Origin of the sequence: Celeribacter halophilus (assembly GCF_018860305.1) — a bacterium.
In the GTDB taxonomy this organism is placed as follows: domain Bacteria; phylum Pseudomonadota; class Alphaproteobacteria; order Rhodobacterales; family Rhodobacteraceae; genus Celeribacter; species Celeribacter halophilus_A.
In genome coordinates this window covers 21,742-46,017 of record NZ_JAHKPE010000019.1, presented here as the reverse complement: position 1 = coordinate 46,017, position 24,276 = coordinate 21,742, and the positions used below count along the sequence as shown (strand labels likewise).

Here is a 24,276-nt window from a genome sequence, read left to right as displayed (position 1 = left end):
AACCGCACCAACCGCCAAGCCCTTTGCACAGACCCGCACAGCCCCCTCATGCGGCTGACGCCAGACAGCGAAAAGGACACGACATGACGATTGAAGCGCCGGAAACGGAAGTGGTCTCCAAATGGAAAGTGGCTTGCGATGGCGGCGAGGGTGCGCTTGGCCACCCGCGTGTCTGGCTCGTGATCCCGCATGACACCGGCTATGTGGAATGCCCCTATTGCGACAAGAAATTCGTCCACGAAAGCAGCAAGCTGCAGGACGCCTGAGGCGCACGGGCCTGCCGCGCAAGCTCCTGCACAGGCGGGGGCGGCCTCTTCACTGCCCTTTGTGACACGTTTTATGGCCTGACCCGATCTGCCCGTGCGGGTCTTGCGCAATACCGGCTTGCAGATGTCGCGTCATTCCGTGTTATCAAGGCGCAACTTTTGAGCACAGGGAAAGACGCGCATGACATTCGGAAAAGGCAGCCACCTTCACCTCATCGACGGATCGGCCTTTATTTTCCGCGCCTACCACGCGCTTCCGCCGCTCACCCGCAAATCGGACGGGCTGCCGATCGGGGCGGTCAGCGGGTTTTGCAATATGCTCTACCGCTATATCGAGGCCAACACCGGCTCGGATGCTCCGACTCACGCCGCGGTGATTTTCGACTATTCCGGCAAGACCTTCCGCAACGATCTCTATTCCGCCTACAAGGCCAACCGCCCGCCCGCGCCCGAAGACCTCGTGCCGCAGTTCCCGCTGACGCGCGAGGCCACCCGCGCCTTCAATGTCGCCTGTATCGAGATCGAGGGCTTCGAAGCCGACGACATCATCGGCACCCTGTCCCATCAGGCGCGTGATGCAGGCGGGCGCGTGACGATCATTTCCTCGGACAAGGATCTGATGCAGCTTGTCGGAGGCGGGGTCGAGATGCTGGACCCGATGAAGAACAAACGCATCGACCGCGAAGGGGTCGAGGAGAAATTCGGCGTCGGACCGGAGCGCGTCGTCGATGTGCAGGCGCTTGCCGGCGACTCGGTCGATAACGTCCCCGGCGCGCCCGGCATCGGGATCAAGACCGCCGCCCTTCTGATCAACGAATACGGCGATCTCGAAACGCTTCTGGCGCGGGCCGAAGAGATCAAACAGCCCAAACGCCGCCAGACCCTGATCGAAAATGCCGAGCTGATCCGCATCTCCCGCGATCTGGTCAAGCTGGACTGCGACATGGAACTGGATTTCACCCTCGACAGCCTTGAGGTCAAGGAACCGGATACGGAGAAACTTCTGGCCTTCCTCTCCGAGATGGAATTCCGCACCATTGTCAAACGCGTCGCCGAACGGTTTGGCGTCGAGGCACCGGCCATTCCCGACGCCCCTGCCCCCTCTGCCGCATCCTCACCGGATGCACCTGCCGCGCCCGAGGCCAAGCCCTTTGACACCTCGTCTTACGAAAAAGTCACCACAATGGGCGCGCTGGAGCGGTGGATCGACGCCATCTATGCGCGCGGCTATGTCGCCGTGGACACAGAAACCACGGGCCTTGACGAGATGCAGGCCGATCTGGTCGGCGTGTCGCTTTGCGTCGAGCCGGGCGAGGCATGCTATATCCCCGTCGGTCACACGCTGGGCGAGGATGATCTCTTTGGCGGCTCGAACCTTGTAGACGGGCAACTGTCGAAAAACATGGTGCTCGATGCGCTCAAACCGATGCTTGAGGATGAGAGCATTCTCAAGATCGGCCAGAACATGAAGTATGACGCCAAGATCTTTGCCCGTCACGGCGTCCGCGTCGCGCCCTATGACGACACGATGCTGTTGTCCTATGCGCTCAACGCGGGGCTCCACAATCACGGCATGGATGCGCTCTCTGAACGCTATCTGAACCATACCCCGATCCCGACCAAAGAGCTTCTGGGCAGCGGCAAATCCGCGATCACCTTTGACAAGGTCGAGATCGGAAAAGCCGTCGAATATGCCGCCGAGGACGCCGATATCACGCTGCGGCTGTGGCAGGTGCTCAAACCGCGGCTTCACGCGGAGAAAGTCACCACGGTCTATGAAACGCTGGAGCGCCCGCTCTCGCCCGTGCTGGCACAAATGGAAATGGCCGGCATCCTCGTGGACCGCGATGTGCTCTCGCGCATGTCCAATGCCTTTGCCCAGAAAATGGCGGGGCTGGAAGCCGAGATTCACGAACTTGCAGGCGAAAGCTTCAACGTCGGCAGCCCCGCGCAGCTCGGCGAAATCCTGTTCGAGAAAATGGGGCTTGAGGGCGGCAAGAAGGGCAAGACCGGCAAATATTCCACCCCTGCAGATGTGCTCGAAGACCTCGCCACCGAACACGACCTGCCCGCGCGCGTTCTGGACTGGCGGCAACTGTCGAAACTCAAATCGACCTATACGGACGCGCTTCAGACCTTCATCCATCCCGAAACAGGCCGCGTGCATACATCCTATGTGCAAACCGGTGCCGTGACGGGGCGACTGGCCTCATCCGATCCCAACCTGCAAAACATCCCCGTGCGCTCGGAAGAGGGCCGCCGCATCCGCGAGGCCTTTATCGCGCCGAAAGGCAAAAAGCTGATCTCGCTCGACTATTCCCAGATCGAGCTGCGCATCCTCGCCCATGTCGCAAATATCGAAAGCCTCAAACAGGCCTTCCGCGACGGGCTGGACATTCACGCCATGACCGCCTCCGAGATGTTCAATGTCCCGATCGAAGGCATGGACCCGATGGTGCGCCGTCAGGCCAAGGCCATCAACTTCGGCGTGATCTACGGCATCTCCGGCTTCGGTCTCGCCCGCAACCTGCGTATCCCGCGCAAGGAGGCACAGGGCTTTATCGACCGCTATTTCGAACGCTTCCCCGGCATCCGCACCTATATGGATGACACGGTCGCCTTCGCCAAAGAGCATAAATATGTCGAGACCCTGTTCGGCCGCAAAATCCATACACCGGAAATCGGCGCCAAAGGACCGCAGGCGGGCTTTGCCAAACGTCAGGCGATCAACGCCCCGATTCAGGGCTCCGCCGCCGACATCATCCGCCGCGCCATGATCCGTATGCCCGAAGCGATCAAGGACCTCCCCGCCACCATGCTGTTGCAGGTGCATGACGAATTGATCTTCGAGGTGGACGAGGATGCCTGCGATCAGGTGATCGAAGTGGTCAAGGATGTGATGGAAACCGCCTCCGATCCGGCGGTGAAGCTCGATGTCCCCATCGAAGTGGACGCGGGCATTGGCGACAACTGGGCCGAGGCGCACTAGCGCCGTGCGTGGCGTCTCCTTTGCTGCCGGAAATACTCAAAAGAAAACGGCGCGGGAAATTCCCGCGCCGTCCGAGTATTTAAAGCCATCAGAAAGCCGAAATCAGATCAGCCCTTCTTTGCGGAAAAGCTGTTTCATATCCGTTTCCGGACGCGGCCCGATGTGGGAGATCACCTCACCTGCGGCGATACAACCCATCCGGCCACAGGTCGCGAGGCTCTGCCCCGTCGCATAGCCGTAGAGAAAGCCTGCCGCGAACTGGTCTCCTGCGCCGGTCGTGTCCACGGGCTGCACCCGTTTGACCGGCACCACCGCTTCTTCCTCGCCCTGCACCAGCACCACATCCGAGCCTGAGCGCGTGCAGACCACGAGGCCGGATTCGGAGGCGGCGGTTTCCAGAGCACTGGACAGGTCGCTTTGGTAGAGGCTTTCCCATTCGTGTTCGTTGCCGATCACGAAATCCAGCTCTTTGACGAATTTGCGGAAGTCGTCGCGGTGGCGGTCCACACAGAACGGATCGGAGAGCGAAATGCCGACCTTTCCGCCTGCGGCTTTGGTCAGTTTCGCGGCCTGATTGAACGCGTGTTTGCCTTGGGGTTTGTCGTAGAGATAGCCTTCGAGGAACATGATCTCCGTGTCGGCGGCCACAGATTGAGCGACATCATCGGCGGAGATTTCCGATGAGATGCCCAGATAGGTGTTCATCGAGCGCTCCCCGTCCGGCGAGACGAAGATCATCGAGCGCGAGGTGGGAAGCTCGCCGCCCGGCACGGGGCGGTTGACGAAGGCGGTGCCGTCGGCTTCCATTTCGGCTGCGTAGAAGCGCCCCAACGCATCGTCGTGGACGCGCCCGATAAAGCCGGTTTTTAGCCCCAGCCCGCCAAGTCCTGCCAGCGTGTTGGCCACAGAGCCGCCCGGCGTCTGAACGCGGTTGGTCATGGAGCTGTAGAGCAATTCGCCGCGCTCGCGCTCCACCAGTTGCATGATGCCTTTCTCGATCCCCATGAGTTCGAGGAAACTGTCATCCGCCTGTGTAATCACATCGACGATTGCGTTGCCGATGCCGACAACCTGATAGGTTTTAGTCAAGGTTTTTCTCCTCATACATGCAGAGGTCGCGGATCAGACACGTGCTGCACAAAGGTTTACGCGCCTTACAGACATAACGTCCGTGCAGGATCATCCAGTGATGCGCGTGTTGTTGGAATTCGGCGGGGATATTGTCTTCGATGGCGCGTTCAACCGCGACGACATCCTTGCCCACAGCCACGCCGGAGCGGTTGCCGAAGCGGAAGATATGCGTGTCTACGGCCTGTGTCGGCACATGCCACCACATATTGAGCACCACATTGGCGGTTTTGCGGCCAACGCCCGGAAGGCTTTCCAGAGCGGCCCGCGACGAGGGCACTTCGCCGCCGTATTCCTCAACGAGAATCCGGCTCATCTTGATGACGTTTTTCGCCTTGTTGCGATACAGCCCGATGGTTTTGATATGTTCGATCAGCCCCTCTTCGCCCAGATCAAGCATCTTCTGCGGCGTGTCGGCGATTTTGAACAGCTCTTTGGTGGCTTTGTTCACCCCTTTATCCGTCGCTTGCGCGGACAGGGCGACCGCCACGAGCAGGGTATAGGCGTTCGTATGCTCGAGCTCCCCTTTGGGCTCGGGCTCTGCCGCCTGAAAACGGGTGAATATCTCGCGGATCGTTTGGTAATCGAGTTGCTGGACCATGGGGCGTCTAATGCCTTGTCAGAACCGTCTGGGCAAGCCGTTTGATGGGAATGGCCGCCACGGAACCGTATCCAAGGCTTTGAGAGGTGCGGGCGCGGGGATTAGGCGCAAGTTTCGGGTCGGCAAATCCCGCCGCAAAGGCTAGGCTTTTCACAACCAATCTCGTTTCACCGGAGCAAGCCTGTGCCAAACCCCGTGCCAAACCCCCAAGACGCGCTTCCAGCCGCATCTCCGGCGCAGGACGAAGACCGCTATCATTATCAGGTGATCCGCCGCGCCATCGAGATTCTGGACAAGGCCGCCCTGCCCCTGCCACTGGATGCGCTGGCCGATGAACTGGGCATGTCACCGTTCCATTTGCAAAAGACCTTCAGCCAATGGGCCGGTGTCTCCCCGAAACGCTTCCAGCAATATCTGACCCTCGGCCATGCCAAGGCATTGATTGACCAGAACCACACGCTGCTCGACACGACCGAGGCCACGGGCCTGTCCGGCACGGGGCGGCTGCATGATCTCTTTGTGCGCTGGGAGGCCATGACCCCCGGCGAATTCGCCCGCAAAGGCGACGGGCTTTCGATCTCCTACGGCTGGTTCGACACGCCCTTCGGTCCGAGCCTCGCCATGGCCACGCCACGCGGGCTCTGCGCAATGGCCTTTGCCTCCGAATGTAGCAAACAGGCCGCCTATGACGATCTCGCAAGCCGTTGGCCCAAAGCCGACTTCATACACGCGCCCGAACAGGTCCGCCCCTATGTCGAGGCTGCGATTGGTGGCGGCGAGATGAAGCTGCACCTCTTGGGTGCCCCGTTCCAGATCAAGGTCTGGGAAGCACTTCTCGCCATTCCGTCTGGGCAGGTCACCACCTATTCCGATATCGCCCGCCGCATCGGCAGCCCCAAAGCCGTGCGCGCCGTGGGCACTGCGGTCGGGCGCAATCCGGTCAGCTGGCTGATCCCCTGCCACCGCGTGCTGCGCAAAACAGGGGCCTTGGGCGGCTACCATTGGGGCCTTCCGGTCAAGCGCGCGCTGCTGGCCTATGAAACCGCACAGGCCGAAGAACAACACATCTGAGCGAAAACCCGCCACATTTTCGTGAACACCGCAAATCCATCGTGCGAGTGGCGTCATAGAACGGTAAAATCGGCGTCAAGAGCAGTTTTTCAAGGAGGATCCAAATGAAATCCCCGCTATTTATCGCCATCCCGCTGGTCGCGTCTTTCGGACTGAGCGCCTGTATGGACACTTACGACACCAATTCCAAAGCCACTCAGGGCGTTGCACTCGGTGCCGCTCTGGGCGGGATCACCGCCGCCGCCACATCCGGCAGCAATGACAAACTCGCCAAAGTCGCCGTGGGCGCGATGATCGGCGGGGCTGTGGGCGGTGCCATCGGTCAGCAGCTTGACAAACAGGCCGCCGATCTGCGTCAGGACCTCGGCAATGACGACGTGCAAATCGTCAACACCGGTTCGCAACTGATCGTGACCATGCCGCAAGACATCCTGTTCGCCACGGACAGCGCCGTGGTCGTGCCCTCGCTGCAATCCGATCTGCGCACGCTGGCCTACAACTTGCAGGACTATCCGAACACCACCGTGCAAGTCATCGGCCACACCGACAACACCGGCAGCGCCTCTTATAACCAAGAGCTCTCCACCCGCCGCGCCTCGGCTGTTGCGACCATCCTGACCGCCAATGGCGTCTCCACAGGTCGCGTGCATGCCTTTGGCCGTGGCGAGGATCAACCGGTCGCCACCAACCTGACCGCAGAGGGCCGCGCCCAAAACCGTCGCGTGGAAATCATCATCACGCCGACTTCGGCCTGATCCGCGTTTCAGACCATTCAAAAGGCCGGACAATGTTCCGGCCTTTTTTCATAGCTCCACCACGATAATGGTCATATAATCTGACCAATCAAATTCAGGGGTTGCTATGCCATTTCAGAAAATCAACGCCGAAAAACTCAGCTCCTCTGTCGCAAAACAGATCGAGCTTCTTATTCTGCGCGGGATTTTGCGGCCCGGAGAGCGGCTCCCGTCCGAGCGCGATCTCTCCGAACGGCTGGGCGTGTCTCGCCCCTCTGTGCGCGAGGCTGTGGCGGACTTGACTGAAAAGGGGCTTCTGGAGACCCGTGCGAGCGCGGGCATCTTCGTGGCCGATGTTCTGGGCTCCGCCTTCTCTCCCGCGCTTGTGCGGCTCTTCGGGGCGCATACCGAGGCGGTGTTCGACTATATCGCCTTTCGCCGCGATATGGAGGGGCTCGCGGCAGAGCGTGCGGCGCGGATGGCCTCCGACACCGATCTGAAGGTCATCCAAACAATTTTCGAAAAGATGGAAGCCGCTCATCCCAAGCGCAATCCCACGGAGGAGGCGCGACTGGACGCGGAGTTCCACCTCTCGATCATTGAAGCCTCGCATAACGTGATCATGCTGCACATGATGCGTTCGATGTTCGATCTTTTGCGTGAAGGGGTGTTCTACAACCGCTCCGTGATGTTCAAACAGCGCACCAACCGCGCGCAGCTTCTGGACCAGCACAGGGCCATTAACGATGCGCTCCAGACCCGTGATCCGGAGGCCGCCCGCGCCGCTGTCACGCGGCATCTCGATTATGTTGAAGAGGCTTTGCTGGATCAGCAGAAGTTCGAGCACAACGAAGAAGTCGCCAAGCTCAGATTCAAACACGAGCAGGCGCGCAGCTAACCATTTTCCCTGATAATTGCCCATGAAAAAGCCCCGCCGGAAAGGGCGGGGCTTGTCTTGATCAGGGTCGATCCGATCCGGTCAGAAGATCAGAACGTCTTAGTGCAGCTTGGCGCTCACATCGGCAATCGCGTTGTCGATCAGATCATTGGCTTCCGCCGCAGACATTTTCTTCGCGATCACGTCGGAGGCCGCCGCAATGGCCACGTCCACAGCCGTGTCGCGCACTTCGCGGATGGCGGCAGCTTCGGCAGCGCTAATTTGCTCTTCGGCGGCAGCAACGCGACGGGCGATGGAGGATTTCAGATCCTCTTTCGCTTTCGCAGCGGCCGCTTCGGAATCTTTCTTCGCCTGAGCCACGATGGCGTCGGCTTGTTCCTGCACTTCGCGCTGTTTGCGCTCGTAGGATGCGAGGATCGACTGTGCCTCTTCGCGCAGGGTGCGGGCTTCGTCCAGTTCGGCTTTGATGCCTTCGGCGCGCTGGTCGAGCATACCGCCGATCATCGCCGGAACCTTTTTCCAGATCAGGATACCGATGAAGACCAGAAAGCCCAGAAGCACAACGAAGTTGGTGTTCTTGAGCGAAAAGAACGGGCCGGACGCGGCAAAGGCCGGGCTTGCGACGGTGAGAGCGAGAAGGAGGGAAAGTTTTTTCATGTCCTTAGCCTTTCAACCGTGCGGTGACTGCCGCGTTGATCGTGCGACCATCGGCAGTGCTGCCCATGGCGGCGACGAGTTCCTTGGCGGTTTCCTTGGCAACGTCTTTCACGCTGTCCATGGCACCGTCGCGGATTGCGGCAATCGCTTTTTCAGATTCAGCGGCTTTCGCGGCGATCTGGGCATCGGCCTTGGCGGTCGCTGCGTCAAGATCGGCCTGAATGGCCGCACGGGCTTCGCCCGCGATCTGCTGGGCCTTGGCTTTCGCCTCTGCCAGAGCAGCGTTATATGCCTCTTCCGCTTCTTTTGCCTTGAGCTTGAGCTCTTCGGCGGCGGAAATATCATTCATGATCGTGCCGGAACGCTCGGCGAGCACCGAAGAGATGCGCGGCAGTGCGATCTTGGACAGCACGAAATAGATCACGACAAGCGTGACGAGAAGCCAGAAAATCTGGTTGGGGAATGTCGCAAAGTCCAGCTGCGGCATCCCTGCCTCAGCGGCAGCATGTGCGGCATCTGCAGCGTGGGTTTCGGCCCCATGCGTATCTGTTGCCATCTTAACCTCCTGGTTCTGACCGAAATCCCCCGAAATGACGGGAGAACAAGACTCCTGATGTTACGCGAGGGTGGGACTATGGAAGTCCCACCCTGCCGTAAGGATGGAGCGTCGGATCAGACGGCGAACATCAGAAGCAGAGCGACGAGGAACGAGAAGATCCCCAGAGCTTCTGCGAAGGCCATGCCGATGAAGAGCGTCGCGGTTTGCGAAGCTGCGGCGGACGGGTTGCGAAGAGCGCCGGAGAGGTAGTTACCTGCTACGTTGCCCACACCCATTGCTGCGCCGCCCATGCCGATAGCGGTCAGACCAACACCGATGTATTTGCCGAGTTCTGCGATATTGCCTTCCATTGTGGTATCTCCTTACGTTGGAATTGGCTGGATAGGATTTCGAACCTGTTTACTGCGGGCCTTAGTGGACCGGATGCAGCGCGTCTTTCAGATAGACACAGGTCAGAATGGTGAAGACGTAGGCCTGAATGAAGGCCACGAGAATTTCGAGACCATACATGGCGGTGATCGCCAGAATGGACACCGGAGAGATCGCCGCAATGGCAGCAAACCCTGCGAAAACCTTGATCACGGCGTGACCGGCCATCATGTTGCCCGCCAGACGAATGGAGTGGCTGACCGGACGCACGAAGTAGGAAATCAGCTCGATCACGGCAAGAAGCGGACGCACGGCCATCGGTGCGGAGCTGACCCAGAACAGGGCGAGGAATTTCGAGCCGTTTTTGACAAAGCCCAGAACCGTCACAAAGACAAACACCAGAAGCGCCAGCACACCGGTCACCGCGATGTGCGATGTGGTGGTAAACGACAGCGGCAGAAGGCCCAGCATGTTCGAGAACACGATGAAGATGAACAACGTCATCACATAGGGGAAGTATTTCACGGCATCCTTGCCGGTCACATCCTCGATCATCTTGTAAACGAAACCGTAGGTCAGCTCTGCAACAGACTGGCCCTTGGTCGGCACGATGGAACGGCTGCGCGAACCGACAACCAGAAGCAGGATCACACCGACAACGGCGAGCGCCATCCAGAGCGTCACATTGGTGATCGTGTACCAGTGCACCGGACCGTCGCCAAAGAGCGGCGTGACCTTGAACTGGTCCATCGGGTGGAAAACAAGGCTGCTCTCGGAACCATGTGCTTCAGTCGCCACGTTCAATCCCTCTCATCAGGTGCGGGTGTCCCCGCGTTCGTCTCATTGGCCGCCGCCTGTTCGGCGATCTGGCCCCTCTCGATCTCTTTCGCCGTGCGCATCATGGTTTTGACGCCGGCCGCGAGACCAAATCCGATAAACAGCACGAGGAAAAGCGGGGAAGTCCCCAACAGCTTGTCCAAGCCGAACCCCATGCCAAAACCGATCAACAGACCGGCCACTAGTTCCGTCACCATCCGCCATGCCATATTGGCTTGGGAAAAGTGCTCTTCCCCGCGGGAGGTTTTCGGCTTCTGCGCCTCTTTCATCTTCGCGAGCCGCTCTTCCAAAGCGTGCAAACGCTTGGGATCATGCGGTTCGGACATATGAAAAGCCCCCTGCGGTCATTTGCGGGCAAGCTATGCGGGAGGGCGTTTAGAGTCAATGTGGAATTGAAGCCTTGGCGTGCGACATATGACGTTGTTTTTATTGAGCATTTCAACCATCAGAAAACCGCCCTGCCCCGCAAGGCATCCCCGTTAGCGCAAAATGCTCTCGCTTTCGTTATTCAACCAGATGGTTGACCAAAGCCGCGCTTCCTCCTATCGCAAACACATGGCACATGATCTCGACCTCATCTTCGCAGCCCTCGGCGACCCGACCCGTCGGGCGATCCTGATGATGCTGCTGGAAGATGACATGGCGGTCACGGATGTGGCCGAGCCTTTCGAGATGTCTTTAGCCGCGATCTCCAAACACCTCTCCATTCTGACCCGCGCCGGACTGATCGCGCAGGAAAAGCGCGGGCGGGTGAAATGGTGCAAGCTGGAGCCGGACGCCATGCGCGCCGCGTCGGTCTGGATGCAGGGGTTTGGCCAGTTCGAGGAGATTGATCTCGACGGGCTGGAACGGTTTCTGGAACGCGAACTGTCAGACGGGGCGTAACCTCTGGTGCGCCCGCGTCTGCCCCGCGCCTGACCCTGTATCAGGCTTAGCGTCAGGCTTCGTGCTTCAACAGAAGATAGAGCGCCAGAACCGTCAGGCCGATCCCGCCGAAGACCAGCGCAGGCGGCGTGCCGTGGCCCAGAAGGATTTCCCAGATGATCACCCATGAGGGCACGAGATAGGTGTAGGCCATGACCTTGGCCGCCGCCAGCCGCACAGAGGCATAGGCCAGAAGCGTTGCCGAGGTGGTGGTGGCAAAGACGGTAATATAGCCCAGCGCGATCCAGACGATGGCCGGAAGATGGGCCCAGTCGGTCTCGACCACATCCCGCCAGCCCAGCAACAGGATCGCAAGCGAGGCGGCGGACAGGATGAAAAAGGTGAACACCAGCGTGCGTTCGCCCCGATGCAGCCGCGGCACCAGCGGCGTGTAGAGCGCATGGGCCACTACGCCGATGAAATAGAGCGCTTCCCCGCGTCCGATGTGAAAGGCCAGAAAAGCGTGAATATCGCCGCGAAAGATCACCCAAAGCGCGCCCACCGCGCCGGTTGCCAGCGCAAGGGCGATGCGACGCGTGGTGATCTGGCGCATGATCAGATAGCCGAACCCCGCCGCAAGAAGCGGTGTCAGGGTAAAGACGGCAGAGGCAGAGACCGGTTCGGCGGTTTTCAGGCCGACAAACATCATCACGAAATAGAGCGCGAAGATGCCGCCCAGAATGGCGTAGCGCCACGGCTGGCGCAGCGAGGCACGCGGGATGCCGCCCGTGGCCATCGCCATGATGCCCACAAAAATCGCCGCCGCGACAAAGCGCACGCCGTTGAGCGCCAGAGGCGTGATTTCATTGGCCGCCATTGCGCCGAGGGAGAAAGACCCGGCAACAAGACAGGAAAAGGTCAACATCGCCAGATGGCCGTTCCGGCGGTCTTTGGCTGCTGCAATATGGGGCACGGGCAAAACTCCCTCTCAAGACATTTCTAAAATCTTGTGCCATCTAAAGGATCTCAAACCGGACCGGAAGACCGGTCGGACGTGAAAGGCCGCGACATCAATATGTTGCATGGCACAGGCCCCGAAACCTTGCAGCACGGGACAATCGAAAGACGCTTTAACGGCAGCGCGAGCACAGGTCCATTGTCCGCTTGCGCACATGTCGGGCGCAAATTCCGTCAGGCGACACTCTTTGGTGCGGGAGGTTACTTCGCGCCGGGCCACTCCTTGGCGCGCGCTTTGAGGAAGGTGAGAAAGGCCTGCACCTTCGGAGTCCGGTGCAGGTCGACATGGGTGACAATCCAGTTCTGGCTGCCCCATTCCGGTCTCGCCGGCAGGATTTCCCTGATATTCTCGCGGCCATGCGCCATCCATGTCGGCATGAACCCGACACCTGCGCCCGCGTTGATGGCGTCGTTCATCGCGCCCATGTCGGAAGTGCGGAAGACCACGTTGCTTGCCGGCACATTCTCGTTGATCCAGATCACGAAAGGCGCGCGCGAATGGCTGTCGTCCATCGAGATAAAGCGCAATTCCTTCGCCAGCGCGTCTCCTTCACCCTGCGGCTCGCCATAGGTGTCGAAATAGCGCTGGTGGGCATAGAGCCCTATGTCCTGACTGTAGAAGGGCTGCACCACATTGTCCGGCTCTTGCGGCGGGCGACCTGCGCGAATGGCGACATGAGCCTCGCCATATTCCAGCCGGAACACCCGCTCGCCCGTGAGATAGCGCACGGACAGCGCCGGATGCTCGCGTTGGAACTCGGCCAGAACCGGTGCCAGAAGCGGCCCCATCCCCGGCAGCGAGGTGACGACCAACTCGCCCGCAACCTCTTCGCCGCGCCCCTTGATGCGCGAGACAAGCTGCGACAGTTGATCATCGGTGGTTTGCGCGACTTTCAACACGTCCAGCCCCGCCTCGGTCGGTGTGTAGCCGCGCGCGTGGCGTTGGAAGAGCTTGACCCCCAAACGGGATTCCAGCGCATCAATATGGCGGATCACCGTGGCGTGGTGCACGCCCAGCGCCTGAGCCGCGCCGGACACGGTGCCCATTTTGGCAACCTGAAAGGCAGTGCGGAACTCATCCCAGTTTTCGACGGACATTGGCGACCTCATGTGCGCAAAAGAACAGTTTGCACGGATCATCCCGCTGTCTGTTGGAAATTGCAAGCTATTTTGCGCGTTGCGGGTTTCTTAATTCCGCCCAACGCTCCGCCGCCTCCGGCAGATCGCCGCGCCACTCCACCTTCAACGCCGCACGTTCGGCCTCCAGCAAAGCCTCCAGCGTCGCAATCCGTGCCCCGCGCCCGCGCATGTGGTCCTGAAACCGGTGCGAATGCACAATGGTCGGCACCGCATCCAGAGGCTCCCACGCATCAAGCACCGTCACACGGCGCAGGTTGAACTCCGGCGGCAACACATAATAGCGCAGATCACTTTCCCAGAGCATGTCCTTGAGGATGATCTGGTCGCGCAACACAGTGTCATCGGCAAAGAACCTCTCGGCCCACTCCTTGAGAAACGCCAGCATCACAGGGCTGCGCCGGTAGAGAAAAACGCCGGAATTGTGCTGCGGGAACGCATAGGGCGTTGCATGGTCCCGCCCCTGCCGGATCAGCGACCAGTCACGGCGCACATCATGACAGAGCGCACAGTCGAACCGGTCGAGAATGTCAAAGAGATCCCCCAGAGGCGCCACAAAGAGCGTATCGCTGTCGACATATAAAGTGCGCTCGAAACGCGACACAGGCATGGCACGCAGCTTTTCGCGCTCGTGCATGTCATATCGTGCCGTGACCCGATCAAAGAGACCGGCGGGCAGGTTCTCCGGCAGGTCGGTCACCAGATCAATCGCGATCTCCGGCTCGTGCTCGCGCAGGGACCGCGCCGACTGGATCGCCAGATCGACATAATCCGCCCCGCTCGCAACATAAAGCACGCCACAGGTCACATGGCCCTGCTCCGACGCGGTGTTCTGTAAGTCTTGCATCTATAGTATATCCTCCCGAGCGGGCCTTGCCACAAGTCTAGCGCGCAAGACCGGACATTCCAGAGCAATTGCCGCGCCCGTCTCCCTGACACACACCCATCCGCGCCACACACTCACCGCGTGCTCTATCAGGCGCTTTGACTTGACTCACTGCGGACACGCGCGTAGAGAGCGGATCAAATTTCCCGGAAGTGTGCATCTTCCGGTCCTCAGGCTATATGCCAGGATCGCCCCCCGTCAGCGTTATACGCCCACGGGGGCCAAGGTGCATTGAACGGGGTTCACATTCGCCGCTTCGTCCCCAGATGAAGTATATCGTCAACGGCCCCTGCCCGCCGGACACCCTTTGAACGGGTCATTCCACAGGGCGCAAACAGGAGAACGGCCCATGTTTGAAAATCTGTCTGATCGCCTCTCCGGCGTCTTCGACAAGCTCACCAAACAAGGTGCCCTGTCTGAAGACGATGTAAAAACCGCGCTGCGCGAAGTCCGTGTCGCCCTGCTGGAAGCGGACGTGTCGCTGCCCGTCGCGCGTGACTTCGTCAAAGCCGTCACGGAAAAAGCCACCGGACAGGCCGTCACCAAATCCGTCACACCCGGTCAGCAGGTCGTCAAGATCGTGCATGACGAACTGGTGCATGTGCTGCAAGGTGACGAAGCCGACATCGGCACGCTCAAGGTGGACAACCCGCCCGCACCGATTCTCATGGTCGGTCTGCAAGGTGGCGGTAAAACCACCACCACGGCGAAACTCGCCAAGCGCCTGAAGGAAAAGCACGGCAAGCGCGTGCTCATGGCCTCGCTCGACGTTTACCGTCCGGCGGCTATGGACCAGCTCAAGGTGCTGGGCGAACAGATCGGCGTCGACACCCTGCCCATCGTGCCGGGTCAAAGCCCTGCAGATATCGCCAAACGCGCCAAGCAACAGGCCTCTATGGCGGGCTATGATGTCTATATGCTCGACACGGCGGGCCGCCTGTCCATCGATGACACGCTTATGGCCGAGGTCGAGGAAGTCAAAGCGATCACCTCCCCGCGTGAGACGCTTCTGGTGGTCGATGGCCTGACCGGTCAGGATGCTGTGCATACGGCAGAGAATTTCGACGGGCGCATCGGCATTTCCGGCGTTGTGCTGACCCGTATGGACGGGGACGGTCGCGGCGGTGCGGCGCTCTCCATGCGTGCGGTCACCGGCAAGCCGATCAAATTCGTCGGTCTGGGCGAAAAGATGGACGCGCTCGAAGAGTTCCATCCCGACCGCGTTGCGGGCCGCATCCTTGGCATGGGCGACATTGTCGCACTCGTGGAAAAAGCGCAGGACACCATCGAGGCCGAACAGGCCGAAAAGATGGCGCGGCGCTTTGCCAAAGGTCGCTTCAACATGAACGACATGAAGATGCAGCTTGAGCAGATGCAGAAAATGGGCGGCATGGAAAGCATCATGGGCATGATGCCGGGCATGAAAAAAGCCGCCGCCCAGATCAAGCAAAGCGGATTCGACGACAGCGTGTTCAAACGCCAGATCGCGCTCATCAACTCGATGACCAAGAAAGAGCGTGCCAATCCGCAGATTCTGCAAGCCTCGCGCAAGAAGCGGATCGCCAAAGGTGCGGGTCTTGAGGTCTCCGAATTGAACCAGCTCATCAAAATGCACCGCCAGATGTCGGATGCGATGAAGAAGATGAGCAAGATGAAGGGCGGCATGTTCAAACAGGCGCTCAAAGGCATGATGGGCAAAGGCGGCCCGCAAGGGCTTGAGGACATGGATCCGTCCAAGATGGCCGAAGCGACCAAAGCTCTGGGCGGCGCGATGCCCAAAGGCATGGGTGGCCTGCCGGGTCTGGGTGGCGCTTTGCCGCCGGGTCTCTCGGGCTTCGGGAAAAAGAAATAAACATGACCCTCGCCCCCACCATAGAAACCCAGCGCCTGAGATTGCGCGCGCACAGGATCGACGATTTCGATGCCTATGCCGATGTCTTCTCCTCGGATCGCGCCAGCTACATGGGACAGTTGCAGCGTCGTCAGGCGTGGTTCAGCTTTTGCTCCGATGTGGCGCAATGGCAGCTGTTCGGTCATGGCGCTTGGGCGGTGGACCGGCTTGAGGACGGAAAGTTCATCGGGCAGGTCGCGCTGTTGAAGCCGGACCATTTCCCCGAGTTGGAACTGGGCTGGATGCTCACCTCCGAGGCCGAAGGGCACGGCTTTGCCGCAGAGGCCGCGATGGCCGCCCGCGATTACGCCTATGTCGAGATGGGGCGCGACACGCTTGTGTCCTATATCGACCCTAAGAACGCCCGCTCCATCGCTCTGGCCGAACGGCTCGGCGCCGTGCGCGACGACACCGCCCTGCGCCCTGATGGCGAGAGCCTTGCGCAAACCGTTGTCTACCGTCACCCCACAATCGACGTCCTGCAAGACGGTGGTATGGAGGCCTACGCATGACCCGTATGTTCCGCCCCGCATGCCCGACAGAAGTCCGACGCTTGTCCGACGCGATGCCGACAGGATATTTTGCAGGGAGATCGCTGCAATGAACGAGACCCAGAAACGCGCCGCAGAAGTGCTCAAAGAGCATCGCGAGAGCATCGACCGGCTCGACGCGATCCTCGTCTATACCCTTGGCGAGCGGTTCAAACACACGCAGGCCGTGGGGAAACTCAAGGCCGAACACAACCTTCCGCCGTCCGATCCGGCGCGTGAGGAAAAACAGATTGCCCGTCTCGAAGACCTCGCAAAACGCGCGGACCTCGATCCGGAATTCGCAAAAGAGTTCCTGAAATTCATCATTCAGGAAGTCATCCACCATCACGAAAAACACCAAGATTGCTAAGGACTTACAAGACCTTGGCTCAATAGTCAGACTTAGGAGAAACACATCATGGCTATGAAAATTCGTCTCGCCCGCGGCGGTTCCAAAAAACGCCCGTTCTACAGCATCGTGGCTTCCGATTCGCGCATGCCGCGTGACGGCCGCTTCATCGAGAAACTGGGCACCTACAACCCGCTTCTGCCGAAAGACAGCGAAGATCGCGTGAAAATGGATCTGGAGCGCGTGCAATACTGGCTCGGCCAGGGCGCACAGCCGACCGACCGCGTGTCCCGCATGCTCGAAGCTGCTGGTGTTCTTGAGAAAAAAGAACGCAACAACCCGAAAAAAGCCGTCCCGGGCAAAAAAGCTCAGGACCGCGCTGAAGAGAAAGCTGCCAAAGCCGCTGCCGCCGCTGAAGCTGCTGCTGCTCCGGCTGAAGAAGCCGCAGAAGAGTAAGTCTTCAAAGGGGTATCCCTTGCGAGCTTCGTGCTTTTTCAGGCGCAGGTGTCCAACACCTGCGCCTTTTCCCTTTGCTCTACAAATATGGGCAAAAACAGGGCTTTCCGCTGGACAGCGGGATTGCACACTATCAGACTTGATCCCGACAGAGCCATTATGGCGCTTCATTTCTGAGCCAACACTGGAAAACAGACATGACAAAACTCGCTGCATTCGGGCAGTTTTCGACCGCTTTTCGTAATGATTTTACCGAACTTATGCGCTGGCGTCGTGATGTGCGGAAGTTCCAGCCCATCGCCGTGAACCCGCAGGCGCTGGAGCGCTGCCTCAAGGCCTTCACCCTCGCGCCCTCCGTGAGCCTGACCCAGCCCTGGCGTCTCGTCGCGGTCAAAAGCGAGGCGGCCCGCGCCGCTGTGATCGGGAATTTCAAGACATTCAACACCTCCGCCCTGTCCGGTCAGGACGGTGAAGCGGCCCAGAGCTTCGCCGCACAAAAGCTCAAAGGGCTTGAGGACGCGCCGGTGCAATATGCCGTCCTGAGTGACCCTTCCGCCTCACAGGACCATCCGCTGGACCTCTCGCCTATTCCGCAAGTGCTCGAATACTCGGTGGCCACCGCCATCATGCAATTCTGGCTCGCCCTGCGCGCCGAAGGAATCGGCATGGGCTGGGTCTCGCGTATGGATCAGGCGCAGTTGAAGACCGATCTCGACCTGCCTCCCTCTTGGGCGTTGGTGGGCTATCTGTGTGTCGGCTACCCCGACCACGACGCGAGCGAGCCGGAGTTGCAGACCCAAGGATATGAGACCCGCGACGCAACCCTCGACATTCTGGACCGCTAGGCAGCGGCGCACACGCCAGAGCTTCAAACTTCCTCCGAAACGATCTAAGATTTTTCGGCAACAAACAGAGAGCAAAGCATGACTGACACGCGGATCATCGTCGGAGCCATCGCGGGGGCTTATGGCGTCCATGGCGAAGTGCGGATCAAAAGCTTTTGCGCCGAGCCGGAGGCCATTGCCGACTATGCGCCCCTGACCTCCGAGGACGGGACGAGAACCTTCGACCTGACCCTCACCCGCGCGATCAAGAACGGGTTCGCCGGACAGATCAAGGGTATCGAGAGCAAGGAAGAGGCCGACGCGCTCAAAGGCGTGACGCTTTTCGCCGAACGTGACACCCTGCCCTCCCTTCCCGACGACGAGTATTACCACGCAGACCTGATCGGACTGACGGTGCTCGACACGGGCGGCACGGAATTGGGACAGGTGCGCAACGTCCTCAACCACGGCGCGGGCGATTTGTTGGAAGTGCACGGGCCGAACCTCAAGGCCTCGGTCCTGCTGCCCTTTACCATGGCCAATGTGCCCACCGTTGATCTCGCTTCGGGCCGCATCATCGCGGACCCGCCCGAAGGGCTTTTCGAGTGAGTGACATGACGGACAATGCCCCGAAATCCCATGGCCGTCTGGCCGTGCGCCCGACGCTCAAACCCAGCGAGTTGATGACCAACACCCCCGACCTCGCGGGGGTCTGGAAGGCCAAGGTCATCACTCTCTTTCCCGAAGCCTTCCCCGGTGTTCTGGGCGAAAGCCTGACGGGCAAGGCGCTTCAGGACGGCAAATGGCAGTTGGAGAAAATCCGGCTGCGTGAATTTGGCGAAGGCAAGCACCGCAATGTTGACGACACACCGGCAGGCGGCGGTGCAGGCATGGTGATCCGCCCCGATGTGATGGGCAATGCCATCGACTTTGCAATGAACGGCGCCCCAGAAGACCGCGCCCAATGGCCGCTGGTCTACCTCAGCCCGCGCGGCAAACGCTTTGATCAGGCGACCGCGAAACGCTGGTCCAAGGCCCGCGGGATCACGATGATCTGTGGCCGGTTTGAAGGCGTGGATGACCGCGTTCTCTTTCACTACGGGATCGAAGAGGTCTCTCTGGGCGATTTCGTCCTCACAGGCGGCGAGATTGCCGCGCAAGCCATGATCGACGCCACTGTGCGTCTCCTGCCCGGTGTCTTGGGAAATGCCGAAAGCATCGAGGACGAGAGCCACGCCAACGGTCTGTTGGAACATCCGCAATTCACCCGCCCCGCCGAATGGCGCGGCCTGCCGATTCCGGAGGTTCTGATGTCCGGCCACCACGGCAAGATTGCCGAATGGCGTCAGAAAATGGCGGAGAAGATCACCCAAGAGCGCAGACCGGACATGTGGGACGCCTATCAGGCCGCCCAAAAGGCGCAGAAAGCCAAGAAATAAAGGCCGATCCCTCTTGATCGAAACCGGTGTGCAGCTTATACACCGCCCGTCTGGCATCGGGATTCGACGCACAGACCTTTTTGCTATTCGCCGGACGGCTTCTTCTCCGTCCAACAGAGCCAAGGCAGAATGTTCAAAGCAAAGACGACCTGAACCCTCCGGCGGGCGCACCCAAACGGGATCAATGCGGACCCGATCGAAGACGCGGAGCTCTGGGGCAGTTGAAACCTTCGTGGACAAAACCACGAGCAAATTGGAGTTTAAGCGATGGATCTTATCGCCCAGCTTGAAGCCGAGCAAATCGAAGCTCTCGGCAAGACTATCCCGGATTTCAAAGCCGGTGACACCATTCGCGTCGGTTACAAAGTGACCGAAGGCACTCGCACCCGTGTGCAGAATTACGAAGGTGTCTGCATCTCCCGTAAGAACGGCAAAGGCATTGCCGGTTCCTTCACGGTTCGCAAGATTTCTTTTGGTGAAGGTGTGGAACGTGTGTTCCCGCTCTACTCCACCAACATTGACTCGATTGAGGTTGTGCGTCGCGGTAAAGTCCGTCGTTCCAAGCTCTATTACCTGCGTTCGCGTCGCGGCAAATCCGCACGTATCGCGGAAGTCACCAACTACAAGCCGCTCGAAGCCTGAGGATCGCACCGATGAAAAACGATATCCATCCCGATTACCACTTCATCGACGTCAAAATGACCGATGGTACGATCGTCAAAATGCGCTCCACTTGGGGTGCAGAAGGCGACACGCTGGCGCTCGACATCGATCCGTCCGCACACCCGGCATGGACCGGTGGCAACTCCCGCCTCATGGATGCTGGCGGTCGTGTGTCCAAGTTCAAAAACAAATACGCTGGCCTCGGCTTCTAAGCCCGACTTACAGTGCATGTTTGAAAAGGCCCGCAGCAATGCGGGCCTTTTTCTTTGCCTGCCGCCGAACATTCCGCCCCCAAAGCCCCCTTGCCTACGCGCCATTCGCGGCAGGTCTGCCACACAAGACGATTGCGATATTCGCGCTTCATCAATAGGTTATACGGGATTTCCCGAAAATTTCCCCATCGGGCATTTCGTGAAACACTTTCATGGCGCGAACCCTCTTGCACAGGGACCGCGATCAACGGCATACAGAAACAAACGGTTTACAAACGCGCAGATAAGCGCGGCAAGAAACGGGAAGTCGGGACGTGGCGCATATTATCATTGTCGGGAACGAAAAAGGCGGAGCGGGGAAATCCACCGTCTCCATGCATGTGGCAACGGCGCTGTCGCGCCTCGGGCATCGGGTTGGTGCGCTGGATCTGGACCTGCGCCAAAAGACCTTTGCACGCTATCTGGAAAACCGCCTGAGCTATTGCCTGCGCGAAGGGATCGAACTGGCCACGCCGGAATATCGCGACCTGCCGCAGGTCGAAGCCTCCGATCTGGCCGAGGGCGAGAATATCTATGACCGCCGCTTGTCGATGGCGGTGGCCGGTCTGGAAGACAGCTGCGACTTCATCCTGATCGACTGCCCCGGTTCGCACACCCGCCTGTCGCAAGTGGCCCACACGCTTGCGGACACGCTGATCACACCGATGAACGACAGTTTCATCGACTTTGACCTTCTGGCCCGCGTTGATCCGGATACCAATAAAATTCTCGGCCCGTCGGTTTATTCCGAAATGGTCTGGAACGCACGGCAGTTGCGAGCGCAGGCCGGATTGAAGCCGATTGACTGGGTCGTGCTGCGCAACCGTCTTGGCGCACAGGCGATGCACAACAAGAAAAAAATCGGGGCCGCTTTGGAAGAACTGTCCAAGCGCATCGGCTTTCGTGTTGCTCCGGGCTTTTCCGAGCGCGTGATCTTCCGCGAACTTTTCCCGCGCGGGCTGACGCTTCTTGATCTAAAAGATGTCGGCGTCAAATCCGCGCTGAATATTTCCAACGTGGCCGCACGTCAGGAAGTGCGCGAATTGCTGAAAGAATTGAATTTGCCGGGAGTCGAGGTCGACATCTAAAGGATGCCGAACTTCAAAGCCTGTCACAAAAGACTTTAAGGCGTCTCTAGCCGCCTTAAAGCGACACCTGCCCTAATCGATCCGGCGTCCTAGTCGATCCGAATCACCGTGATCGCCTCTGCGGTTAAACGCTGTGCCGCCAATTCACTTTGAGAGCTACGGCGAAACCTCTCCGGTTTCGCCAGAATAAAGCCTAGAGTGAGACCGGCACACAGTACTGCGCTGAAAACCATTTTGAACATAAAGTGACTCTCGCACAAATATCTTAACAAAGACTTGCCAGCTCACCTCCGTCAATCAGGCCAACTGGTCAATGCGGCGCAGGAAGGCATCGCCTTTTTGCTTAGCCACGACATGACGTTCGCCCGGAACGGCTCTCACCGACTCGGCATATTCCGAGACCCGCACATTATTGGCATCGCCCTTCTCACGGCTGCGCTGCCACAACAAGGCGGCCACGGCGAAGATCATGAGGCCGAAACCAATGGCCAGAAGCGTCACATTATCCGCCGCAGTCAGGCCGGAAGTCCAGTCCTGATAGAGCGCTTGTCCTTTTGCCAAGATATCCAATCTCCGGCCTCCTTCTTCTTGCGGGGTCTGGGGTCAGTCTCCTACCGCAAAGTGGCGAGAATCGGGCCAAGTCATGACAAAGCAGGTCGGATTTCGTGGTAAAATGGAGGTCGATCACTAGATATGGCGTGTCTGCCAAAGCTCCGCCGCGCGCGCTTCGGCGTTTTCGACGCCCAAGGTGTCCAACGCCAGCGCCGCTGTCGCCAGCACAATCGCCTCGGCAAACGGATCATCCAGATCACCCCGCCAAAGCGCGGAGAGCCGCGACACATCGGTTTCGCCATCATTGAGCTTGCGCGTGTCCTCAAGGCTCGGCGGCAAAAGCATCTCCCACGGTTTTCCGTCTCTCAGGCCGAACACCTGAATATCTTTCGTGGGATTGCGCTCGAACTCACCGCCACCGCCCTTAATGACAGACATGGCTTTCAGCCCCAGAAGATGCGAAGCATCGGCCTGCAACTCTCGATAGGGCGGATGGAACACACCTTGGACCGAAGCCCCTGCCCCACCGGGGTTGAGCATCCGCGCCACGGTGTTGAGACAGGACCGCAGCCCGAAATCCGCGCGCAGTTGCAACAAGCGCAAAAGAGCGGGCGAGAAACCTTCCAGAGGCAGGTAAGCAATATTGTCCCGCGCCAGAACCTCCGCCGCCTCATCCGGCCCCGCGCAACGGGTGATACCGGCATCCGACAGGCCCTTGCGCACCAGATGCCCGCTCTGCCCCAAACCGTTCCAGCCATGCAGCAAGACCTTATGCCCCCCACGCGCCACCAGACGCGCGGACAACAGGAACCACGGCAGGCCACGGGTCCGTCCGGCGGCATAGGACGGCCAATCGAGATCAGGGGTCGGCACAGCGGTCAGCACATCGCGAAACGCAGCGGTAAACCCCGCCAGTTCCTCAGGCACTTCGCCCTTCATCCGCATGAGCATAAGCATCGCACCAATGCTCTCGGGGGCCGCTTCCCCGCGCAGCACGCGGGCCATGGCCTCATGGGCCTCGTCTTGTGTCAAAGACCGCGAACGCCCCGGCCCGCGGCCAAGAAGACGGACAAATTCTGCAATGCTCATCGGGTGTCACGCCCCTCACTCTGCGGCTTGTTTTGCGGCAACGCGCGAGATCAACGCCGCGATTTCCGAACGACAAGAGCCACAATTCGTCCCCGCCTGCAAGGCCGTGGCCATCAAAGCCATGTCGATGGGAAACAAACACGAAAAAAGCCGCCGATAGACCGCCTGGGAGGAGAAGAGCGGTGTATCGAGCGGCTTTGCTCTGTGCCCCGATCAATGGGACATATTCAGAATCCCCGATCTTCGGGGAAATGTTCTGTATCGCGGCATCTCTGCCTTGCGATAACTTATATTTCGCGTGAATTGCTGCGCTGGCAAAGGTGTTTTCCACGCTCGTTCGGAAAAATCTGCTGAAGATACATGCAGTAGCTCAAAATTTATGCGTTTCTATGCAAAAAGATCAAAAGCGCGCCTGTCGAAAAACCGGCGACACTAGAAACCCAACCGGAGTATGCACCCCGTCACTTCGGAAATGATCAAATATCGAAGCGCACCGCGATACGCGCGATGCCCTAGGCAAAGGAAACGATTCCCCGACACTGCCCGAAGGGCCGCCTCAACAGTGCTCGTTTTTTAACCCTCGCCGCCCAACTTGCAGGCAGATCACAAATTGCCCTCAAACCATCGGATCAAGGCCTCAACCTCCGGCGACAGCGCCTGTGCAAACTCTCCTGCGAAAGCCTCGAAACCCGCGATATTCTTGGCATTGACGCCCACGATAACCGGAACGCCCCGCGACAGGGCCTCTCCGATCAGGCTGCGAAACCCGCGGCCTTCGACCTCCTGCTTGCCGAATTTGTTGATGACGACCAGATCGGCCCCCGCCTCCAGCCCTTGTTCTGTATGAAGCACCGCTTGCTCCAGCCCCGCCGGATCAAGGCGGCAGCCTTTCGACAAGGCCCCGAGGCTTTGCGAAATCGGCACCAGTTTTCCCGTGGGCAAAAGTTTCAAATCCATGCGACATTTGGGAAGATCGGGTTGGTCGGTGTTGATCTGGACCGCACCGGTCACACGGTATCCTTGGGCCAGCAACCGCTCGGAAAACGCCGTGAGCAAGGTGTCCGTTTCGCCCCGCCCCTCTGTCATAACATATGCAAGCATCGCATTGCCCCTTGATTTGGCTGCGTCCAG

General features: G+C 59.5%; 31 protein-coding genes. 16 read left to right on the top strand and 15 right to left on the bottom strand.

The annotated features are described in order from the left end of the window. The first annotated feature begins 83 nt into the window (after positions 1–83). Both KO492_RS04585 and polA read left to right on the top strand, forming a co-directional pair. Positions 84–266 (top strand): zinc-finger domain-containing protein, encoded by a 183-nt coding sequence (locus KO492_RS04585; RefSeq protein ID WP_066608716.1) that lies wholly within the window; start codon positions 84–86, stop codon positions 264–266. A gap of 181 nt (positions 267–447) precedes the next feature. Next, positions 448–3,255 carry a DNA polymerase I gene (polA, locus tag KO492_RS04580; RefSeq protein WP_216043870.1) on the top strand — a complete coding sequence of 936 codons (2,808 nt, stop codon included), beginning with the start codon at positions 448–450 and terminating at the stop codon, positions 3,253–3,255. Positions 3,256–3,357: 102 nt separating this feature from the next. Here the strand turns inward: polA and KO492_RS04575 are convergent, their stop codons facing one another. The 3 genes from KO492_RS04575 to KO492_RS04565 are packed head-to-tail and all read right to left on the bottom strand — an operon-like array spanning position 3,358 to position 5,138. Continuing rightward, on the bottom strand, positions 3,358–4,344 hold the full coding sequence (locus tag KO492_RS04575) for an adenosine kinase (protein WP_216043869.1): 987 nt from the start codon (positions 4,342–4,344) through the stop codon (positions 3,358–3,360). Continuing rightward, a complete protein-coding gene (nth, locus tag KO492_RS04570) occupies positions 4,337–4,984 on the bottom strand; it encodes an endonuclease III (RefSeq protein WP_216043868.1) in 648 nt (215 codons plus the stop codon). The genes KO492_RS04575 and nth overlap by 8 nt, the downstream gene beginning before the upstream one ends. A gap of 7 nt (positions 4,985–4,991) precedes the next feature. Further along, complete coding sequence (locus tag KO492_RS04565; RefSeq protein WP_216043867.1) at positions 4,992–5,138, bottom strand: hypothetical protein; 147 nt, start codon at positions 5,136–5,138, stop codon at positions 4,992–4,994. A gap of 29 nt (positions 5,139–5,167) precedes the next feature. On the opposite strand from KO492_RS04565, the gene KO492_RS04560 reads away from it, so the two are divergent. The 3 genes from KO492_RS04560 (at position 5,168) to KO492_RS04550 (ending at position 7,687) form a co-directional block, all read left to right on the top strand. Beyond that, positions 5,168–6,055 (top strand): methylated-DNA--[protein]-cysteine S-methyltransferase, encoded by an 888-nt coding sequence (locus KO492_RS04560; protein WP_436835694.1) that lies wholly within the window; start codon positions 5,168–5,170, stop codon positions 6,053–6,055. A gap of 104 nt (positions 6,056–6,159) precedes the next feature. Next, positions 6,160–6,810, top strand: coding sequence for an OmpA family protein (locus tag KO492_RS04555; RefSeq protein WP_216043866.1), 651 nt, complete (start codon positions 6,160–6,162; stop codon positions 6,808–6,810). A 106-nt stretch (positions 6,811–6,916) separates the two neighbouring features. Then, the gene (locus KO492_RS04550; protein ID WP_216043865.1) at positions 6,917–7,687 is read left to right on the top strand and encodes a FadR/GntR family transcriptional regulator; all 771 of its coding nucleotides are present in this window, start codon (positions 6,917–6,919) and stop codon (positions 7,685–7,687) included. A gap of 99 nt (positions 7,688–7,786) precedes the next feature. Here KO492_RS04550 and KO492_RS04545 read toward each other — a convergent pair whose 3' ends face one another. The 5 genes from KO492_RS04545 to KO492_RS04525 all read right to left on the bottom strand — a co-directional run bounded on the left by KO492_RS04545 (position 7,787) and on the right by KO492_RS04525 (position 10,435). Further along, positions 7,787–8,344, bottom strand: a complete 558-nt coding sequence (locus KO492_RS04545; protein ID WP_216043864.1) for a F0F1 ATP synthase subunit B — start codon at positions 8,342–8,344, stop codon at positions 7,787–7,789. Between the two features lie 4 nt (positions 8,345–8,348). After that, a complete protein-coding gene (locus tag KO492_RS04540; protein ID WP_066608701.1) occupies positions 8,349–8,900 on the bottom strand; it encodes a F0F1 ATP synthase subunit B' in 552 nt (183 codons plus the stop codon). A gap of 116 nt (positions 8,901–9,016) precedes the next feature. Continuing rightward, positions 9,017–9,253 carry a F0F1 ATP synthase subunit C gene (locus KO492_RS04535; RefSeq protein WP_066608699.1) on the bottom strand — a complete coding sequence of 79 codons (237 nt, stop codon included), beginning with the start codon at positions 9,251–9,253 and terminating at the stop codon, positions 9,017–9,019. A gap of 61 nt (positions 9,254–9,314) precedes the next feature. Continuing rightward, positions 9,315–10,070: a F0F1 ATP synthase subunit A gene (locus KO492_RS04530; RefSeq protein ID WP_066608695.1), complete on the bottom strand. Its 756-nt coding sequence runs from the start codon at positions 10,068–10,070 to the stop codon at positions 9,315–9,317. A gap of 2 nt (positions 10,071–10,072) precedes the next feature. Next, positions 10,073–10,435 carry an AtpZ/AtpI family protein gene (locus tag KO492_RS04525; protein ID WP_066608693.1) on the bottom strand — a complete coding sequence of 121 codons (363 nt, stop codon included), beginning with the start codon at positions 10,433–10,435 and terminating at the stop codon, positions 10,073–10,075. Positions 10,436–10,664: 229 nt separating this feature from the next. On the opposite strand from KO492_RS04525, the gene KO492_RS04520 reads away from it, so the two are divergent. Continuing rightward, positions 10,665–10,994 carry an ArsR/SmtB family transcription factor gene (locus KO492_RS04520; protein ID WP_216043863.1) on the top strand — a complete coding sequence of 110 codons (330 nt, stop codon included), beginning with the start codon at positions 10,665–10,667 and terminating at the stop codon, positions 10,992–10,994. Positions 10,995–11,046: 52 nt separating this feature from the next. Here KO492_RS04520 and KO492_RS04515 read toward each other — a convergent pair whose 3' ends face one another. The 3 genes from KO492_RS04515 to KO492_RS04505 form a co-directional block, all read right to left on the bottom strand. Beyond that, a complete protein-coding gene (locus tag KO492_RS04515) occupies positions 11,047–11,946 on the bottom strand; it encodes a DMT family transporter (protein WP_231730594.1) in 900 nt (299 codons plus the stop codon). A 245-nt stretch (positions 11,947–12,191) separates the two neighbouring features. Then, positions 12,192–13,088, bottom strand: a complete 897-nt coding sequence (locus KO492_RS04510) for a LysR family transcriptional regulator (RefSeq protein ID WP_216043862.1) — start codon at positions 13,086–13,088, stop codon at positions 12,192–12,194. Positions 13,089–13,155: 67 nt separating this feature from the next. After that, positions 13,156–13,974, bottom strand: coding sequence for a putative nucleotide-diphospho-sugar transferase (locus KO492_RS04505; RefSeq protein ID WP_216043861.1), 819 nt, complete (start codon positions 13,972–13,974; stop codon positions 13,156–13,158). A 388-nt stretch (positions 13,975–14,362) separates the two neighbouring features. Between KO492_RS04505 and ffh the strand changes: the two genes are divergently transcribed. From ffh to KO492_RS04455, 10 genes are all read left to right on the top strand, one after another. Then, positions 14,363–15,865, top strand: coding sequence for a signal recognition particle protein (ffh, locus tag KO492_RS04500; protein WP_216043860.1), 1,503 nt, complete (start codon positions 14,363–14,365; stop codon positions 15,863–15,865). A 2-nt stretch (positions 15,866–15,867) separates the two neighbouring features. Next, on the top strand, positions 15,868–16,416 hold the full coding sequence (locus tag KO492_RS04495) for a GNAT family N-acetyltransferase (protein WP_216043859.1): 549 nt from the start codon (positions 15,868–15,870) through the stop codon (positions 16,414–16,416). 88 nt (positions 16,417–16,504) lie between these two features. Continuing rightward, positions 16,505–16,804, top strand: a complete 300-nt coding sequence (locus KO492_RS04490; protein ID WP_216043858.1) for a chorismate mutase — start codon at positions 16,505–16,507, stop codon at positions 16,802–16,804. Between the two features lie 48 nt (positions 16,805–16,852). Then, the gene (gene rpsP, locus KO492_RS04485; RefSeq protein ID WP_066608676.1) at positions 16,853–17,239 is read left to right on the top strand and encodes a 30S ribosomal protein S16; all 387 of its coding nucleotides are present in this window, start codon (positions 16,853–16,855) and stop codon (positions 17,237–17,239) included. 197 nt (positions 17,240–17,436) lie between these two features. Further along, positions 17,437–18,084: a 5,6-dimethylbenzimidazole synthase gene (gene bluB / locus KO492_RS04480; protein WP_216043857.1), complete on the top strand. Its 648-nt coding sequence runs from the start codon at positions 17,437–17,439 to the stop codon at positions 18,082–18,084. A 78-nt stretch (positions 18,085–18,162) separates the two neighbouring features. Continuing rightward, the gene (gene rimM, locus KO492_RS04475; RefSeq protein ID WP_216043856.1) at positions 18,163–18,672 is read left to right on the top strand and encodes a ribosome maturation factor RimM; all 510 of its coding nucleotides are present in this window, start codon (positions 18,163–18,165) and stop codon (positions 18,670–18,672) included. Between the two features lie 5 nt (positions 18,673–18,677). Beyond that, the gene (trmD, locus tag KO492_RS04470) at positions 18,678–19,502 is read left to right on the top strand and encodes a tRNA (guanosine(37)-N1)-methyltransferase TrmD (protein WP_216044327.1); all 825 of its coding nucleotides are present in this window, start codon (positions 18,678–18,680) and stop codon (positions 19,500–19,502) included. 267 nt (positions 19,503–19,769) lie between these two features. Continuing rightward, positions 19,770–20,144 carry a 50S ribosomal protein L19 gene (gene rplS / locus KO492_RS04465; protein ID WP_066608665.1) on the top strand — a complete coding sequence of 125 codons (375 nt, stop codon included), beginning with the start codon at positions 19,770–19,772 and terminating at the stop codon, positions 20,142–20,144. A gap of 11 nt (positions 20,145–20,155) precedes the next feature. After that, entirely contained in the window at positions 20,156–20,377 is a 222-nt protein-coding gene (gene rpmE / locus KO492_RS04460) for a 50S ribosomal protein L31 (protein ID WP_066608661.1), read from the top strand. Between the two features lie 314 nt (positions 20,378–20,691). After that, the gene (locus tag KO492_RS04455) at positions 20,692–21,504 is read left to right on the top strand and encodes a division plane positioning ATPase MipZ (protein ID WP_216043855.1); all 813 of its coding nucleotides are present in this window, start codon (positions 20,692–20,694) and stop codon (positions 21,502–21,504) included. Positions 21,505–21,593: 89 nt separating this feature from the next. Here the strand turns inward: KO492_RS04455 and KO492_RS04450 are convergent, their stop codons facing one another. The 4 genes from KO492_RS04450 to KO492_RS04435 form a co-directional block, all read right to left on the bottom strand. Next, entirely contained in the window at positions 21,594–21,746 is a 153-nt protein-coding gene (locus KO492_RS04450; protein ID WP_216043854.1) for a hypothetical protein, read from the bottom strand. A 55-nt stretch (positions 21,747–21,801) separates the two neighbouring features. Continuing rightward, positions 21,802–22,074, bottom strand: a complete 273-nt coding sequence (locus KO492_RS04445) for a hypothetical protein (RefSeq protein WP_216043853.1) — start codon at positions 22,072–22,074, stop codon at positions 21,802–21,804. Positions 22,075–22,191: 117 nt separating this feature from the next. Further along, complete coding sequence (locus KO492_RS04440) at positions 22,192–23,145, bottom strand: glycosyl transferase family protein (protein ID WP_216043852.1); 954 nt, start codon at positions 23,143–23,145, stop codon at positions 22,192–22,194. Positions 23,146–23,748: 603 nt separating this feature from the next. After that, positions 23,749–24,246, bottom strand: a complete 498-nt coding sequence (locus tag KO492_RS04435; protein ID WP_216043851.1) for a DUF2478 domain-containing protein — start codon at positions 24,244–24,246, stop codon at positions 23,749–23,751. Between the last annotated feature and the right edge of the window lie 30 nt (positions 24,247–24,276).

Coding starts and splice junctions, on each gene's coding strand:
- KO492_RS04585 (WP_066608716.1), top strand. CDS start 84: ATGACGATTGAAGCGCCGGAAACGGAAGTGGTCTCCAAATGGAAAGTG.
- polA (WP_216043870.1), top strand. CDS start 448: ATGACATTCGGAAAAGGCAGCCACCTTCACCTCATCGACGGATCGGCC.
- nth (WP_216043868.1), bottom strand. CDS start 4,984: ATGGTCCAGCAACTCGATTACCAAACGATCCGCGAGATATTCACCCGT.
- KO492_RS04555 (WP_216043866.1), top strand. CDS start 6,160: ATGAAATCCCCGCTATTTATCGCCATCCCGCTGGTCGCGTCTTTCGGA.
- KO492_RS04550 (WP_216043865.1), top strand. CDS start 6,917: ATGCCATTTCAGAAAATCAACGCCGAAAAACTCAGCTCCTCTGTCGCA.
- KO492_RS04545 (WP_216043864.1), bottom strand. CDS start 8,344: ATGAAAAAACTTTCCCTCCTTCTCGCTCTCACCGTCGCAAGCCCGGCC.
- KO492_RS04540 (WP_066608701.1), bottom strand. CDS start 8,900: ATGGCAACAGATACGCATGGGGCCGAAACCCACGCTGCAGATGCCGCA.
- KO492_RS04535 (WP_066608699.1), bottom strand. CDS start 9,253: ATGGAAGGCAATATCGCAGAACTCGGCAAATACATCGGTGTTGGTCTG.
- KO492_RS04525 (WP_066608693.1), bottom strand. CDS start 10,435: ATGTCCGAACCGCATGATCCCAAGCGTTTGCACGCTTTGGAAGAGCGG.
- KO492_RS04520 (WP_216043863.1), top strand. CDS start 10,665: ATGGCACATGATCTCGACCTCATCTTCGCAGCCCTCGGCGACCCGACC.
- KO492_RS04510 (WP_216043862.1), bottom strand. CDS start 13,088: ATGTCCGTCGAAAACTGGGATGAGTTCCGCACTGCCTTTCAGGTTGCC.
- KO492_RS04505 (WP_216043861.1), bottom strand. CDS start 13,974: ATGCAAGACTTACAGAACACCGCGTCGGAGCAGGGCCATGTGACCTGT.
- ffh (WP_216043860.1), top strand. CDS start 14,363: ATGTTTGAAAATCTGTCTGATCGCCTCTCCGGCGTCTTCGACAAGCTC.
- KO492_RS04495 (WP_216043859.1), top strand. CDS start 15,868: ATGACCCTCGCCCCCACCATAGAAACCCAGCGCCTGAGATTGCGCGCG.
- KO492_RS04490 (WP_216043858.1), top strand. CDS start 16,505: ATGAACGAGACCCAGAAACGCGCCGCAGAAGTGCTCAAAGAGCATCGC.
- rpsP (WP_066608676.1), top strand. CDS start 16,853: ATGGCTATGAAAATTCGTCTCGCCCGCGGCGGTTCCAAAAAACGCCCG.
- bluB (WP_216043857.1), top strand. CDS start 17,437: ATGACAAAACTCGCTGCATTCGGGCAGTTTTCGACCGCTTTTCGTAAT.
- rimM (WP_216043856.1), top strand. CDS start 18,163: ATGACTGACACGCGGATCATCGTCGGAGCCATCGCGGGGGCTTATGGC.
- trmD (WP_216044327.1), top strand. CDS start 18,678: ATGACGGACAATGCCCCGAAATCCCATGGCCGTCTGGCCGTGCGCCCG.
- rplS (WP_066608665.1), top strand. CDS start 19,770: ATGGATCTTATCGCCCAGCTTGAAGCCGAGCAAATCGAAGCTCTCGGC.
- rpmE (WP_066608661.1), top strand. CDS start 20,156: ATGAAAAACGATATCCATCCCGATTACCACTTCATCGACGTCAAAATG.
- KO492_RS04450 (WP_216043854.1), bottom strand. CDS start 21,746: ATGTTCAAAATGGTTTTCAGCGCAGTACTGTGTGCCGGTCTCACTCTA.
- KO492_RS04440 (WP_216043852.1), bottom strand. CDS start 23,145: ATGAGCATTGCAGAATTTGTCCGTCTTCTTGGCCGCGGGCCGGGGCGT.
- KO492_RS04435 (WP_216043851.1), bottom strand. CDS start 24,246: ATGCTTGCATATGTTATGACAGAGGGGCGGGGCGAAACGGACACCTTG.